General features: G+C 31.6%; 11 protein-coding genes and 1 pseudogene. 5 read left to right on the forward strand and 7 right to left on the reverse strand.

Going from position 1 to position 15387, the window contains the following annotated elements; genetic code table 11:
• Nucleotides 1–33: 33 nt before the first annotated feature.
• The 3 genes and pseudogenes from yjeM to PY770_RS03610 form a co-directional block, all read right to left on the reverse strand.
• Nucleotides 34–1537, reverse strand: a pseudogene (gene yjeM / locus PY770_RS03600) (glutamate/gamma-aminobutyrate family transporter YjeM).
• Nucleotides 1538–1565: 28 nt separating this feature from the next.
• Entirely contained in the window at nt 1566–2990 is a 1425-nt protein-coding gene (locus tag PY770_RS03605) for a C69 family dipeptidase (protein ID WP_163601130.1), read from the reverse strand.
• A gap of 165 nt (nt 2991–3155) precedes the next feature.
• Nucleotides 3156–4037, reverse strand: a complete 882-nt coding sequence (locus tag PY770_RS03610; RefSeq protein ID WP_163601131.1) for a 3-hydroxyacyl-CoA dehydrogenase — start codon at nt 4035–4037, stop codon at nt 3156–3158.
• 187 nt (nt 4038–4224) lie between these two features.
• Between PY770_RS03610 and glpK the strand changes: the two genes are divergently transcribed.
• Entirely contained in the window at nt 4225–5727 is a 1503-nt protein-coding gene (glpK, locus tag PY770_RS03615; RefSeq protein WP_163601132.1) for a glycerol kinase GlpK, read from the forward strand.
• The gene (locus tag PY770_RS03620) at nt 5728–7068 is read left to right on the forward strand and encodes an RsmB/NOP family class I SAM-dependent RNA methyltransferase (RefSeq protein ID WP_103428754.1); all 1341 of its coding nucleotides are present in this window, start codon (nt 5728–5730) and stop codon (nt 7066–7068) included.
• A gap of 27 nt (nt 7069–7095) precedes the next feature.
• Here PY770_RS03620 and fni read toward each other — a convergent pair whose 3' ends face one another.
• From fni to mvk, 4 genes are read right to left on the reverse strand one after another with little or no spacing between them, the layout of a single operon-like run.
• Complete coding sequence (gene fni / locus PY770_RS03625; RefSeq protein ID WP_163601170.1) at nt 7096–8127, reverse strand: type 2 isopentenyl-diphosphate Delta-isomerase; 1032 nt, start codon at nt 8125–8127, stop codon at nt 7096–7098.
• A gap of 10 nt (nt 8128–8137) precedes the next feature.
• Nucleotides 8138–9205, reverse strand: coding sequence for a phosphomevalonate kinase (locus PY770_RS03630; protein WP_103428756.1), 1068 nt, complete (start codon nt 9203–9205; stop codon nt 8138–8140).
• A 27-nt stretch (nt 9206–9232) separates the two neighbouring features.
• Complete coding sequence (gene mvaD / locus PY770_RS03635; RefSeq protein ID WP_163601168.1) at nt 9233–10216, reverse strand: diphosphomevalonate decarboxylase; 984 nt, start codon at nt 10214–10216, stop codon at nt 9233–9235.
• Complete coding sequence (mvk, locus tag PY770_RS03640) at nt 10213–11166, reverse strand: mevalonate kinase (protein ID WP_163601167.1); 954 nt, start codon at nt 11164–11166, stop codon at nt 10213–10215. The genes mvaD and mvk overlap by 4 nt, the downstream gene beginning before the upstream one ends.
• 141 nt (nt 11167–11307) lie before the next feature.
• Between mvk and PY770_RS03645 the strand changes: the two genes are divergently transcribed.
• From PY770_RS03645 to PY770_RS03655, 3 genes are read left to right on the forward strand one after another with little or no spacing between them, the layout of a single operon-like run.
• A complete protein-coding gene (locus tag PY770_RS03645; RefSeq protein WP_163601166.1) occupies nt 11308–14121 on the forward strand; it encodes a helicase C-terminal domain-containing protein in 2814 nt (937 codons plus the stop codon).
• Nucleotides 14122–14154: 33 nt separating this feature from the next.
• On the forward strand, nt 14155–14652 hold the full coding sequence (locus tag PY770_RS03650) for a PepSY domain-containing protein (RefSeq protein ID WP_163601165.1): 498 nt from the start codon (nt 14155–14157) through the stop codon (nt 14650–14652).
• Between the two features lie 11 nt (nt 14653–14663).
• A complete protein-coding gene (locus PY770_RS03655; protein WP_056957572.1) occupies nt 14664–15371 on the forward strand; it encodes a DnaD domain-containing protein in 708 nt (235 codons plus the stop codon).
• Nucleotides 15372–15387 lie beyond the last annotated feature (16 nt).

A 15387-nucleotide genomic window follows, 5' to 3' on the forward strand; every position in this document is an offset into this window, starting at 1 on the left:
AAGAACTTACATTTGTAGGTTCTTTTTTTATACTTATTTTTCTAGCAATTTAATATTTCTAATTCCGTTTTCATATAATAACCAACCAAGCAAACCAAAAAATAGAGGACCAATAATCGTCCAAAAAGCTGTTTCAAAGTCTTTAGAAATAATTGGTTGAATAGCAGTAAAACTTATTCCTAAGGTAATTATGAACATCATGATAATCACAGTTATGTTAGTTTTCCAACCAGGTTTAAAGAAAACAAATGGTCGATCAATTTCTTGAAGACGTTTAAAAAATGGAAATGCCCCGATTAAAAATAGGTAAGGAACTGCGCTTGAAATGTTGCCCATATCAGTTAAAATCAAATAAAATTTTTGAGTTCCAGAACCACCAAATGAAATTGCAAAAATTACAAAAGAAACAATCAAAGCCTGTGCCCACATTGTAAAAGCCGGCATATCATGTTTATTCAATGTGACCATTTTTTTGGCCAAATTCTTTTGTCAGTTCCTTCTAGAAATGATTCCAATGGAGAATAGATTAAAACAAAAAAAGCACCAATGTATGAAATAAACATACTTAGACCAGCAAAGCGGGCAAACCAATCACCAAATAAAATTGCAATTCCATTCGATAATCCAAACGTTTTAGCAGTAACAAACCCTAAATTATTAACTAATACATAGGTAATATTTCCAAGATTAACTTTTTCATTCCCCAAGACTTTATTCCAGTTAGTTGTTACACCAACAAAGAAGATTGAAAAAGAATATGTCAAAGTCATTATAATTGCTGCAATAATAATTCCTCGAGGATAATTCTTTTTTGGATTATTAACTTGATTAACTATTCCACCTGTAGTTTCCATTCCACCATATGCAAAAATTGCATAAACAATAAAAGACATTAGGGCAATTGGATTAGTAAATTGAATGTTAGGCGATTTTATGAAAGAGTTAATTCCTGTAATTGGCCGGGCTAAATGACCATGATTAACAATTAATACAACAACCGATACCGCCACAAAAGCAATTGGTAAAATAATCGAGAAAAATCCCCCAATGCCAGATACTTTAGCAATTGATTAAAACCTTGACTAGCAAAAAAGGTAACCACAATTACCCAAGTAATTGCCAAAATTCCAATAGTTTGCATGGAATTAAAAAAGCTTAGTAAATGCCAAGTATTAGTTTTATCCGTTCCAAAAAAGATATTTGAAAGCGGAATCCAAACTTTACTGGCAACAGAAATCATCCAAATAACCCAACCAGCTAACCAAATAAAAGTACCAATGAAAGCTAAACGATCGCCGATAGAGTTTTTCAACCATGAATAAATCCCACCTTTTTGCTCACTAAATGCTGATCCATATTCAGCAAACATCAAACCACTTGGTAAAAAGAATACCAAAGCAGCAAAGATATACCAAATGATGCTAGCATATCCCATTTGATTATAAGCAACAGTTACATTAGCAAATCCAAAGATTGACGATAATATCATAAGCGCTAATTTATTAGCACTCATTTTTTTACTATTACTTTTTCCCATTAATACACGCATTTCTTATATAAGTAGTTTATAAATTTAAATCTTGTTGATAATTCAAAGGTGAAAAATCGGTCGAAGCTGTAATAAATTTAGCCGCCAGATTTCGATAAGCAGTTAACGCAAGATTAGCTGATTTGAAACTATAGTGATTGGCCAATTCAGTTAAATTTTGTTTTTCATTTAATGAGGCAATTTGAGCTTCATTAACATTAGCAATGTATTGCTGAATCAATTGATTTTGTACGTCTTTTAATTGCTCATTAAATTGAAGATAATGTGGATCAATTAAAATTCCTACTAATTTAAAGATCCAATATGCTGATTCATGATCATAATCATGTCCAACTTTGTATTTATATTCCTTAGGGGTATCTGTAATTCCAGCAAAGAAGGGGACAAATGTACTTTGTGATCCCACTCCCATTAAAAGCCAATGGATGTCACCAATTTCCTTTGGATATTTAGCTGATAATTGTAAAACATGCGATTCTTGAGTTTTAGCAAGGCTAATTGGTCTAAACATATGTTTTTGTGCTTCAGTCCCGTTTCCAATAGGATCATAGACCGTTTCTTGGAAATGTGAACTCAGAAAATCTTGGGCATCAAACACTGAAATTAATTGTTTACTCTTACGAATGAAGGGTAAATTTTGTGATTCCGGATCTTGTTCAATTTCTGGATTAAACATTTTTTGACCATACCAAACTCGAGGAGTATTGTAGTATGCATCTGATTGATTTTGTGTTCCAAAAATTTCTCTAAAATTAAATCCATGACGATTAGGATTTAATGAATTATCAGCCACAAATTTTTGAATATCAGTAGACCATTTAAAATTATCCGAATCATCAAAATTAACATCTTGAATGGCCATTTGATTAGCTATTACTGCATAACTATCATCAGGAATTCGTTGAGCGACCCACTGATGACCAGATCCAATTTCAAAATACCAAACATTTTCAGAATCAGAAATTAAAATTCCGTTAGTTTCTGATGCACCATACTTGTTGATGATTTCCCCAAGTCGGTTAACCCCTTCAATTGCAGACTTAACGTAGGGAAGTACAACAGTTACAATTGCTTCCTCACCAATACCATTAGAAACTAGCGGATCAAATCCTAATACTTTGTTATTAGCATAAGTACTTTCAGTAGCACTAATGGCAACACCGTATTCATTGATTCCATCTTCTTCAAAAACTCCATATTTATCAGTCCATTCTGGAGTTGAGGTATATTTTCCTCGTTCTTTAGGAAGCTCTAAAGTAAAACCGTTGTCTTTTGAAACAAACTTTTGGGGTTTATCAAGTACTTGATGTTCATTAACTATAAAGCGTTTTGGCCATGCTGCTTTACAATCTTCATTTCTTCCAATTAGAGTACTTCCATCAGTAGTTGCATTTTTACCGACTAGAATACTCGTACAGGCAGAAAATTCAAAATTATTCATAAAATCCGCTCCTTTAATACACTTTATCTATCATAGTAATTGTAACATCGATTAAATAGACTCCTATAAAGTTTAATTTTCTGAAATTAAAAAAGAGCTAATTTCAAATTGGAAATTAGCTCTTAAGCAATATTTAGTTAAATATATATTTTTTATCTAAACGTTTTATTTTAAAAATTCAGCCTTTTTAAAATCAGGATGAGGATAAGTATAGAATCCCTTTCCAGATTCAACTCCGATTTCACCTTTATCAATCATCTTTTTAAGTAATTCAGCAGCTTTTTGTGAGGTTGAGTCTTTTGTCATTTTATTAATCTCATAAACGGTACGTAATCCAATCATATCAATAAAAGCAAAAGGACCCATAGGTGAACCTGTAGCAATCATCCAAGTTTTATCAATTGTCTGAGGGTCGGAAATTCCTTTAACCCATAATTGAACGCCTGCTGTTAAGAAAGGAACTAATAATGAATTTAAAATATATCCAGGTTGTTCCTTATTAACAAGTAAAGGAACCATTCCAATTTCTCTTGAATATTTTTCAAACATTTTAGGAAGTTCTTTACTAGTTTTACTTTGTGACATAATTTCAGCAGTATTATTTTTCCAAATTTCATTGGCAAAATGATAAGCTAAAAATTTATCTGGGCGACCAGTATAATCAGCAAATTGTGAAGGTAAAAGGGTTGATGTATTAGTAGCAACAATTGTTTTAGGATCAGCTAATTTAGCAAACTTTTCATAAAAGTCTTTCTTAATTTCAACATTTTCTGGAAGTGCTTCAATTACTAAATCAGCATCTTTGAGTACTTGTGACAAGTCAGTAGTATAAGTAAGATGGTCTTGTGCATCATTTAATTGTTTTTCAGTAGCACCTAAATCTTCCTTAACTGCTTGAGCCCAACGACTAACTCGTTCTTTAGCACTGTCTAATGAACTTTCTTTTCGTCCCCAAATAGTAACGTTTTTACCATGAAATGCTGACATATAAGCAATTTGAGAACCAAGAATTCCCCCACCAATGACTGTAACATTATTAAATTCCATTATACTAATCTCCCTTGTTAATAAATCTGTTATTTTAACAAAATAAGTATAGCACCATTAACTTTTGAAAAATATTAAATGTACTTATAGGATTTATATAAAAAATAGTAGAATAACTGCTTGAAAAAAATTACTAAAAATCATAGAAGCGTTATAATTAGAGTATTAAAAACAAACGGAGTTAATTATGAAAAATGAACAATATATAATGGCAATTGACGAGGGAACAACATCCGTTCGTGCCATATTATTCAATCATCAAGGAAAAGAAATTGATCGTTCACAAAAAGAAATCAAACAAGTTTTTCCACATCCAGGTTGGGTAGAACAAGATCCAAATGAAATCTGGAATAAAACTGAGTCAGTAATTTCTGATGTCTTATTTAAAACTGAAACACAACCTTATAAGGTTCGTTCAATTGGAATTAGTAATCAAAGAGAAACTACTGTTATTTGGAATAAAAGAACTGGAAAACCAATTTATAACGCCATTGTATGGCAGTCAAAACAAACTAATGACATTGCAAAACAGATTAAACAACATGGTTTAGCAGATGAGATTCAACAAAAAACTGGACTAATCATTGATTCATACTTTTCAGCAACTAAAATTCGTTGGATTTTAGATCATGTTGATGGGGCACAAACCTTAGCTGAAACTGGCGATTTACTTTTTGGAACCATTGATACATGGTTATTATGGAAATTAACCGCTGGAAAAGTACATGCTACTGATGTAACGAATGCCAGTCGTACCATGTTATTTAATATCAACAAATTAGAGTGGGATCAGGATTTATTAGATGTTTTTAATATCCCAAAGAAAATGCTTCCGAAGGTTGAAGAATCTTCTCATGTTTATGGATATACGCAAAATTTTACCTTCATGGGGGTCCAAATTCCGATTTCTGGAATTGCTGGTGATCAACAAGCTTCTTTATTTGGTCAATTAGCATTAAAACCGGGGATGACGAAAAACACATATGGAACCGGTGCTTTTATTATGATGAATTTAGGTGATAAACCTAAGTTTTCAAAACTAGGTTTATTAACGACCATTGCTTATGGAATTAGTGGCAAAGTTTATTATGCATTCGAAGGTAGTATCTTTATTGCAGGAGCTGCCGTTCAATGGTTAAAAGATGAATTGAAATTGATTGAAAATATCAGTGGAACTGCTAATATGGCTAAAACCGCAAATGACGAACCAGTATTTATTGTTCCTGCTTTTACAGGACTAGGTGCACCTTATTGGAATGAAAGTGTGCGGGGATCTATTTTAGGAATTACCAATCATACTGGAATAAATGAAATTGTAAAAGCCACATTAGAATCATTAGCTTTTCAAACTAAAGATGTCATCAATACCATGACAGAAGAAACACAAGTTCCATTAAATTCATTAGTAATTGATGGGGGAGTTTCAAAAAATGATTTCTTAATGAAATTCCAAGCAGATATCTTAAATCAAGCAATTGAAAGATCAGCAACTTCTGAATCAACCGCTTTGGGGGCTGCATTTTTAGCTGGGTTAGCAGTTGGATTTTGGAAAGACGTTGATGAAATCGATGGAATTAAGCAAACAGGACAAACATTTGAACCACAAATGTCTGAAATTGAAAGAAAACGACTTTACCATAATTGGCAGTTAGCAGTTAGAACTACTGAAACATTCGAGGAGAAGAAATAAGTGGAATTACCAGAAAAATTTAAATCAAAATATAAACGACTTTTAGGAGAAGAATACGAAAATTTTATTAAAAGTTTTGATGAAGAAGCAGATCATGGATTTAGAATTAATCGTTTAAAACCGAAAGCTAATCTTCAAATTAATACAAAAGAACCAATCGAATATGTCGATAATGGATTTATTGGTAAAATTGACGGTAAATCGGCCGAACATCAAAGTGGGTATATATACAGTCAAGAACCTTCTGCAATGTTTGTTGCACAAGTAGCCGATCCTAAACCTGGGGAAAAAATTCTAGATTTGTGTGCCGCTCCGGGTGGAAAATCAACACAGTTAGCTAGTTTAATGAATAATCAAGGACTCTTGGTTTCTAACGAAATTGACCGTGGAAGAGCTAAAATACTAGTGGAAAATATTGAAAGATTTGGAGTTAAAAACCCATTAATTTTAAATGAAGATCCAGCTAATTTATCAAAACATTTCAAAAAATATTTTGATAAAATTTTAATTGATGCTCCTTGTTCTGGGGAGGGTATGTTTCGCAAAAATCATGATGCTACCAACTATTGGTCAGAAGATTACCCAAAAGAATGTGCGACGCTTCAACGTGAAATTATCAAAAAAGCAGTTAAGATGTTGAAACCAGGTGGCCAAATTATTTATTCGACCTGTACTTTTGCACCAGAAGAAGATGAGCAAATCATTGCCTGGCTAGTTGATAATTATAATTTTAAAATTTTGCCAATTGAGAAATTCAAGGGCATGAGTAGTGGACGACCAGCGTGGGCGAATGGAAATCCAGATCTAAGTAAGACGGTTCGATTATTTCCTCATTTATTTAGGGGAGATGGACATTTTGTGGCTAAATTACAAAGTTTAGATGACGGTAAAATTGGAAAAATAAAACATCAACGTTCTAATGTTTCGGGAAATTTAAAAAAAGATTGGGAGAAGTTTAACTATGATAATTTCGTTAATTTTGATCCACACCCTTTATTAAAATTTGGAGAAACTTTGTATTCATTCAACCCTGAAATTCCTGACTTAAATGGTTTAAAAGTTATGCGACCAGGAACACCACTTGGACAAATTAAGAAAAATCGAATTGAACCAGCATATGGGCTAGCATTGGAAATTAATCCAGAGCACGTAAAAAATAAATTAAATATTACACGTGACGAATGGAAATTATACGTCCATGGGGATACAATTCCTACTGATTCTAATTTAGAAAAAGGATGGTATTTATTAATTTGTGATGGAATGTCAATTGGATTTGGAAAAGTAGTTTCTGGGACAATTAAAAATTTCTTTCCAAAAGGATTACGATTTAAAGCATAATAAAAACGACTTCTAAGGAAGTCGTTTTTATTTTAGCTTTCTTTGCTGGAGATAATTTTGTAAGTCTGTACTAGTAAAGATCTTACTTTTTCTTAATTCAGTAATATTTTTTACGCCAAGCATGACAAAAATCGCTTTAATTCCATAAATCCATTCTGAAAGCATCATTTCGGTCTTTTCAGGACCATTATCAATTAATGAGGATAATATTGTACTTGCAATCCCAACGGCATCAGCGCCTAAATACAGAGCTTTTACAACGTCTAACGGGGAAGTTATTCCTCCAGCAGCAATATAATTCAAATCTGGTAATACTTGAGCTTCAAATAGTGATTGAACTGTCGTTAATCCCCAATCTTCAAGATAATTCATATCCTTAGAAGGTCGACGAAAATTCTCAATTTGCACAAAATTTGTACCACCTTTACCACCAAGATTAATATATTTAACACCAACTGCTTTCAATTTTTCAATTGATTCATGAGCCATACCAAAGCCAACTTCCTTAACAATAACTGGAATGGGGAAGGCTTCAACGATTTTTTTGATGTTTTTAATCCAATTAAAAGTTTTATCGCCTTCAGGCATCACAACCTCTTGAGCAACATTAACATGAATTTCAATTGCACTTGCACCAATTAAAGTAATAGCTTTTTCAACTTCTTCAATCGATGCATTAGCACTTAAATTAGCAATTTTTAATCCGGTAGGATTAACCCTTTTAATAATTGAAAAAGTACCCTCAAGTTGTGGTTCACGAAGGGCAACGCTTTCACTTCCAACTGCCATCGCAAGATTTAACTTTTGTGCAATTTCACTTAATTGTCGGTTAATTTTACCAGTATATTCACTGCCACCAGTCATTGCCTCAATATAAAAGGGGATATCAAACGTTAATGAACCAACTTTAGTGGAAATATTGACATCATTAAAACTAATCTCTGGAATTGTATTAGGGATGAAGTGAATTTGATCAAATCCAGCATTTGATTTTTCTTTATGAAATTTTTTAGCTAAAGATAAATGTTCATCTTTTCGATGCGATTGAATGCTTACCATTATGATGTCCTCAATAATTATAAATTTCGATATTTAAACGATCAATTCCATGTTGCTTCCAATCTTCAACTAATTTATTAATTGCGTCACTATTCTTAATAAAGACAATTCCGCAATCCCCACCACCTGCACCAGATGTTTTGGCAGCTCCTCCAAAGCAATCTGCAATTTCAACTAATTCTTTCAGTTTAGGAGTTTCAATCACGACATTAGCCATTTCTCCGAGCTCTAGTAGAAGCAAACGATTTTTCTTAATGTTATTCATAATGATTTTAATATTATCTTGATGAAATCCATTAGTAATATCATGCACACATTTGTTACTATCATGTAAAAATTGATGATAACGTACTTTATTTTTCCCTTTTTTTAATTCGACTTTATCAATTAAATGAGAGGTCGAAGCAGGTGCACCAGACCAACCAACTAAAAATTTTAAGGTTGATGGAACTTTTAATGGAATAATTTCCAAGCTCGGCCATTCTAATTTAATTAGTTTATTAAGTGATACTCTTTTCCGAAAACTTGAAAGCCAGGTTCGATCAAAAGAGGTGTATGAAATTAAACCACCAAAAACACTGGATGCAACATCTCCTAATGATCCATTTCCCTGAACTTCAAAGTGTGCAATTGCAGCTAACTTGAATAACTCTATTTTTGTTAGGTTAAGCTGGTAAAGCTTACATACGGCTTTTGTTGTAGCAACCGTCACTGCCGCAGAGGAACCTAGTCCATATTTTTTTCCATCTCCATTATCTAACTCACTATTAATATTAATGTTAAAAGTTTTTAAATCGAGTCTGAGTGACTTAATGTATTCTTCAGCAACTTTAATTGCAGAAACGATGTATTTAAAGGGATTTTCCCGGTCATCTAAAACGATTTCTGAATTAATCCGTTGCCAATGTAACATGGTTTTTTCATACTGTTGGGAAGTAATCGTTCCATAACTTTTTGCTTCTTCAATTTCTGCTGTAACAAACCGATTAACTGCAGCAATAATTGCAGTGTGTCCAGTTTCGACAACAGCATATTCGCCAGCAAGATATAATTTCCCAGGTGCTTTTGTAGTAATCAAAAAAATAACTTCTTTCGTAAAATATTTTTATTGGTACTCAATTCCAGGTCCTGCTGAGGTAACAATTACTTTATCAGACCCAAATTCTTTTTCTAACTCACTGACCAGTTTAGAAGTATTTTGTTTTTCTACTAGTATTTTAACATTTGGACCAGCATCCATTGTAAAATAACACGTTAGACCACTGCTTCTTAAACTATGAACGAGATTCATTACTTTTAATGAGTCCGCATCAAAATAAGTGTAATCGGGTGAAGAACTCAACGTTAACGCATGCATTTGCATTGCATTTTCCTCTGCAATTTTACCCATCCTATCAAAATCACGATTTTTAATTGCAACTTTAATCTCTTTAAGAGCTTTTTTAGAAACTTTTTTCCATGCTGAGTAATAAGGGGAGGTGTTTACTGAAATTTGCATTCCTTTAGAACTGCTCATTTGTTTTTCTGATTGATTAACCATAACAGCAACTACATTAATTGGCCAATCAACTTCTTCTTCAAAGGGGACAGCATATGAAGTTTCGTCACTAAAGCCTTTTTTCCACTCCACAAAACCACCATAAATACTTCTAGTAGCTGATCCAGAACCTCGACGTGCTAGTCGAGAAAGGTCTTTTTTGTTTAAATTTAATCCAATTGCTTTGCTAGCAGAAGCAGCAAGCGCTGCAAAACCAGACGCTGAAGATGCTAATCCAGCAGAGGTAGGGACTTTGTTAATTGTAGAAACTTCTGCATAAACGTTTTGTTGAGCTAGGTCTCTAACAACATCGAGAAAATTAACGATTCGTTCAGCTTTTTTTTCTGATAATTGTTGACCGTTAAAAGTGATTTTGTCTTCTAAAAGCTTTTCATTAAATAAAACTGATGTATCAGTATAAAAATCTTTTAATGTTAACGACAAGCTACTGGTTGTAGGTATTTTTAATTTCTGATCAACTTTTCCCCAATATTTAATCAAAGCAATATTAGTGTATGCACGAGCAGTTACTTTATTTTTAGAAATTGTCATTGTTTTGCCTCACTAGTTAATTCATTTAATGATTGGATCCAGGCAGATTTAGCACCATTATTCAATAATTGTTTCTTAATTAGTTGTGCTTTTTCCAACGTACCGCAAAGGGCAATAATGCATCCGCCCATTCCGCTACCAGTTAATTTTGCACCTAAAGCATCATTGGCTTTTGCTACCGAGATTAAATGATCAAGTTTGAAAGAACTAACCCCCAAATTAGAAAGAATCATTTGGGCATCGTTCATTAATTGTCCTGTTTTTTTAATATCATTGTTGTTCAAAGTTAATTTGACTTGTTCTGTTAAATTTCCTAATTGATTAATTTCTTGTTTCACTAATTCTGGATGGTAATTTAATCGGTTATGAACTTCATCAACAGCAATTTTGGTGTTACTAGAAATACCAGTATCTGCAATAATAATAAACCCAGTGGTATTAAAAGAGATTGGGGTAAAATGACCATTTTCAAATAAAATTGGTTGATCAGAAATCACCGTTTTGGCATCAATTCCACTAGGATTTCCGTGAGTAATTGATTCTTCAACATTAATTAGATTATCTAGTTCTTGTTTATCTAATGATTTTTCAAAATATGCAAAATAAGCACGAGTAAGGGCAGCTGAAGTAGCTGCAGAAGAACCCATCCCACGTCCTAAGGGAATTTCACTGATAATTTGAATACTAAATTTTATGTGCTTAGGATTTAAAAGTTCATTTAATCGTTCAATTAATTGTGAAATACCAGTCATAGAAGTGGGTAATTCGGATAAAGGACCATTGAAATATTTACTCTCAATTTCTGATTCATTAGAATAAATGGGTTTAATTGTAACTTGGGCTTCAATTTGCGGAAGTGGAAAGACGATTGCAGGCTTTTGATAAACCGCACTATGTTCTCCTAAAAAAATAACCTTAGCATGACTTTTTCCAATTGCTTCTTTATTCATTAGCTATCGCTCACTTTCTTAACTGTTATATTTTATCATATTTGAAGAAATAACCAATCATACAAGCGATTTGATATTATCGATTTAACTGGTTTTGTAGTAGAATTAGAATAGTTTATAAGAACGAGAGTAGGAAAGTTAATGAATCAGAATACAACATACACCGTTGTTGATATGGAGACTACTGGTACGAGTATCAAACACGGAGATCATATTATTCAATTTAGCGTAAGTTTTGTTAAAAATAATCAAATCATTGATTCATATTCGACTTACATAAATGATGGGGTTGAGATTTCAGAAGAGATTTCAAATCTAACCGGAATTACAAGCGAGACCATTAAAAATGCTCCAACTTTTGATCAAGTAGCAGCAACCATCTACAAAAAATTAAAGAATACTGTATTTGTTGCTCACAATGTCAACTTTGATTTCCCCTTTTTAAATGCCTTTTTAGAAAAAGTTGGCTTTCCAGAATTAGATATTCCCGCAATTGATACGGTTAGTCTAACGCAAATTTTTTTTCCAACTTTGAATAGTTATCGATTAAGTGATCTCAGCAGTCATTTTAATATTATTCATAAACACCCACACTCATCAGCTAGTGATGCAGCTGCAACAGCAGTTTTATTAATTAAAATTACAGATAAAATTAAAACAATTCCGCAAACAACTTTAAAAAACATTTTAGATATTAACCTTGAATTACCACAAGATACACTTTCATTTATTAGCTCAATTTATCAACAAAAACAATCCAAAAAACTAGAATTACCAAATAATTTAGTAAACGTTGAGGGGATTATTTTAAAAAAGGTAAAATCCCCACAGTTTATTGAAAAATTAAAAGTTCCTAAATTCCCTAAAACCAAAAGTAAAAAGTTAAAGTTACTTGAACCAGGATATCAATGGCGAGAATCTCAAAGTAAAATGATGAATGCTATTTATCATAATTACACAGATTCGAAAAAAAAGCCCACTAACTTAATAATCGAAGCGCCTACTGGTAGCGGAAAAACTTTAGGGTACTTAATTCCGATGGCATATTTAGTTCAAAAAGGAAGACCAGTTGTCATTAGTACTGCTACAATTGCATTACAATCTCAATTACAAAAAACTATCAATCATACTTTAAACGAAGAATTTGGATTTGGATTTAATTCAGTAATTTTAAAAGGAAAAAATCATTATTTAGATTTAAATCGGTTTTTACTCAGCTTATTAATTGATGATGGTAACAAACAATCACAATTTATCAAAGCCAAAATTTTAATTTGGTTGACTGAAACTGATACAGGTGACCTAGATGAATTAAATTTGCCTAAAAAAGCAATTATTATTAATCAAATTAATTATCAAGCTGGTTTTTCTGATGATAATCTAGATTTAGGAAATTATGATTTTATCAACCGTCAAACGCAAATGCTTAAATCAGCAGATATTGTAATTACCAATCATAATTATCTCTATCAAAACGCTCGTAAAATCAATGAGACTCTAAATCAAAAACCATACTTAGTAGTTGACGAAGCATCTACACTATCAGATGTAGCATTTAATTCTCAACAAAAACATTTGTGGCTTGGAACTATTAAAAAAAATAGTGGGCGAGTAAGAAATGATATTTTTCAAACTCATGCTGAAAATCTAAACGATATCTTTGAAAGTAATAATAGTTTGCTATCTAAAACTGAAAGAATCGCTCAAGCAGTTGACCAAATATCGGAAACTAACACTTATTTAGTTAGTCAGTTTGCTAAGTTCTTTATGAAACGACTTAATCAACATCGTTCTGAAGTTGGGTTACGATTGGACAAGCTCAAAGAGTTTATTGAACTAAATCAACAACAAATTACTAAAATAACTAGTTTAAATAGTATTCTACAAAATCAATTAAAATCTTTAAATTTCGAAATAGCACAAAATTCTAAACGCTGGACACCAGCTGATTACGAAATATTCTTAAAGTTTAATGAACACGTGACTAAAATTATAAAATTTATTGAACAATTAAATATTTTTATAGATAACTTTGCAGCTAATAACTTTGCAGATGTTATTTTGATGAAATATGGATTGGATCATGATCCCAACAATGTAATTTTAGAGAGTTTACAACTTGATTCAACCAATAGTTTAAGTAAAGATATTTATAAATATTTCAAACCTGCTATTTTTACTGGTGCTGTCTTGTTTACCTCCAAAAAATCGCAATTTATTTATAATCAACTTGATTTGAATAGAAATAATACCAGAATGAAAAGGCTAAAATCAAATTTTGATTATGCAAATCAAATGAAATTAATGGTTTCTAACCAAACTCCTATGCCCGAAAGTTTTGATAATGACGATTATGTTAAATACTTATCAGATTCTATTATTGATATATACAATAGTCATCCTGTTCCAACACTTGTATTATTCAATTCATTACAATTAATCGAATCAGTTTATCACAATATTCTAATTAATAATAAAGTTCCTCATATTTTTGCTTCTGGAATATCTGGAAGCCAAGAAAAAATAATTAGAAAATTTCAGGAAACAAAAAATCCAGTTATTTTAGGAGCGAATGGATTTTGGGAAGGAATTGATTTTCCAAATAATTATCTTAAATCAGTCATTATTACTCGCTTACCATTTGCAGCACCAAGCAACCCAATTGCTAAAGCAAGATCTTCATATTTGCGAAAAGAGAAAAAAAATCCTTTTATTAGCTATGCCTTGCCAAAGGCGATTATGGATTTGAATCAAGGAATGGGAAGGTTGTTACGTCATGAAAATGATTATGGCACAATTACAATTTTGGATAATCGTTTAGTTACTAGAAAATATGGTGAACAAATCCTTAGATCTTTTAATCCAGACCTAAAAATTATTACAGGGGATATAGAGAATATTACAAAAGAAAATAAAACATTTTTTGATTCAAAAGAAAATGATAAGTTGCTATAATTGAATTATTAGTGAATTTAAAAGAGGATACCTATGCGAGAAAAAAGATTACTACGTATGAGATTATTACGCTATTCAAAAATAATATTTGCTTTAGCAATTGTCATAATTTTATCTGGTTTAATTGCAATTCACATTGCTCAGAGACCGTTTCAAAAAAAGCAAGCAATCACAATTGATTTAGTTGAAAAATATGCAAAATTCCATGATATATCAAATTTTAGTGAAAATGATTTAGGAACAACATACTATTCAGTAGCTGGTGAAAATAAGAAGAATATACCTTCATTTGCGGTTGTTACTAAAAATATGAAACATATCAAAATTTTTAAACAATCTGATGGAATTAGTGAAGAAAAAGCTAAAATAATTGCAAAATCTAATAACAATCAAAAAATTATAAACGCTGGTTTGGTTTTAGTGAATAACAAACCTGCTTGGCTAATTTCTTTAAAAAAATATAACGGTGGATACGATTATGTCACTATAAACTTTAAAAATGGCAAAAAAATTGAATCATTAAATGTATAGGAAGTGTCTAGATGGACAATAATTTAATTAAATATTTAGATTATGGATCTGTAAACATTTCAGGTGCTATTTTAGCAAACATCAATAATCTGGGTTTAACCGCAACAGAATCAGTAATTTTAATTGAACTTTCCTATTTAAAAACAAGGGGAATTAACTTCCCTGAACCACAAATGATTGTGGACATGACAGGATTTGATACAAAACTAGTTTTTGATACAATTCATCAATTAGTAAAGAAAAGATTTGTTGCAATTACTAGTGGAAAAGAAAATGTAGATGAATATAGCTTTACACCACTAAATCAAAAAATTAATCAATTATTAGAACAACATCCAGATTCTAAAATTGAGGTAACAGATTCTATTAAAGATACTGAAGAAGAAAGTCTCTCAAATCGCCAAGAATTATTCAATAATTTCACACAAGAATTTGGCCGTCCACTATCTCCAATTGAATTAGAAACAATTAACGATTGGCTTACAATTGATAAATATTCAACCAAAATTGTTAAATTAGCTCTTCGTGAGGCAGTTTTGAAGCAGGTTTACAGTTTAAAATACATTGATAGAATTTTAATTTCTTGGAAAAAGCAAAACATTACAACGGTTGCACAAGTTGAAGAACAACGTAAAAATTATGAACAGCAAAAAAATAATTCTAATAATCAATCAACAGATTTACCTAAAATTCCAATCTTTAAAATAAAGAAGGAATAATACACGAATGGTTAAA

Origin of the sequence: Fructilactobacillus sanfranciscensis, assembly GCF_029023685.1 — a bacterium.
GTDB classification, from domain to species: Bacteria; Bacillota; Bacilli; order Lactobacillales; family Lactobacillaceae; genus Fructilactobacillus; species Fructilactobacillus sanfranciscensis.

Coding starts and splice junctions, on each gene's coding strand:
- PY770_RS03645 (WP_163601166.1), top strand. CDS start 11,308: ATGAATCAGAATACAACATACACCGTTGTTGATATGGAGACTACTGGT.
- PY770_RS03650 (WP_163601165.1), top strand. CDS start 14,155: ATGCGAGAAAAAAGATTACTACGTATGAGATTATTACGCTATTCAAAA.
- fni (WP_163601170.1), bottom strand. CDS start 8,127: ATGGTAAGCATTCAATCGCATCGAAAAGATGAACATTTATCTTTAGCT.
- PY770_RS03610 (WP_163601131.1), bottom strand. CDS start 4,037: ATGGAATTTAATAATGTTACAGTCATTGGTGGGGGAATTCTTGGTTCT.
- glpK (WP_163601132.1), top strand. CDS start 4,225: ATGAAAAATGAACAATATATAATGGCAATTGACGAGGGAACAACATCC.
- PY770_RS03655 (WP_056957572.1), top strand. CDS start 14,664: ATGGACAATAATTTAATTAAATATTTAGATTATGGATCTGTAAACATT.
- PY770_RS03605 (WP_163601130.1), bottom strand. CDS start 2,990: ATGAATAATTTTGAATTTTCTGCCTGTACGAGTATTCTAGTCGGTAAA.
- mvk (WP_163601167.1), bottom strand. CDS start 11,166: ATGAATAAAGAAGCAATTGGAAAAAGTCATGCTAAGGTTATTTTTTTA.
- mvaD (WP_163601168.1), bottom strand. CDS start 10,216: ATGACAATTTCTAAAAATAAAGTAACTGCTCGTGCATACACTAATATT.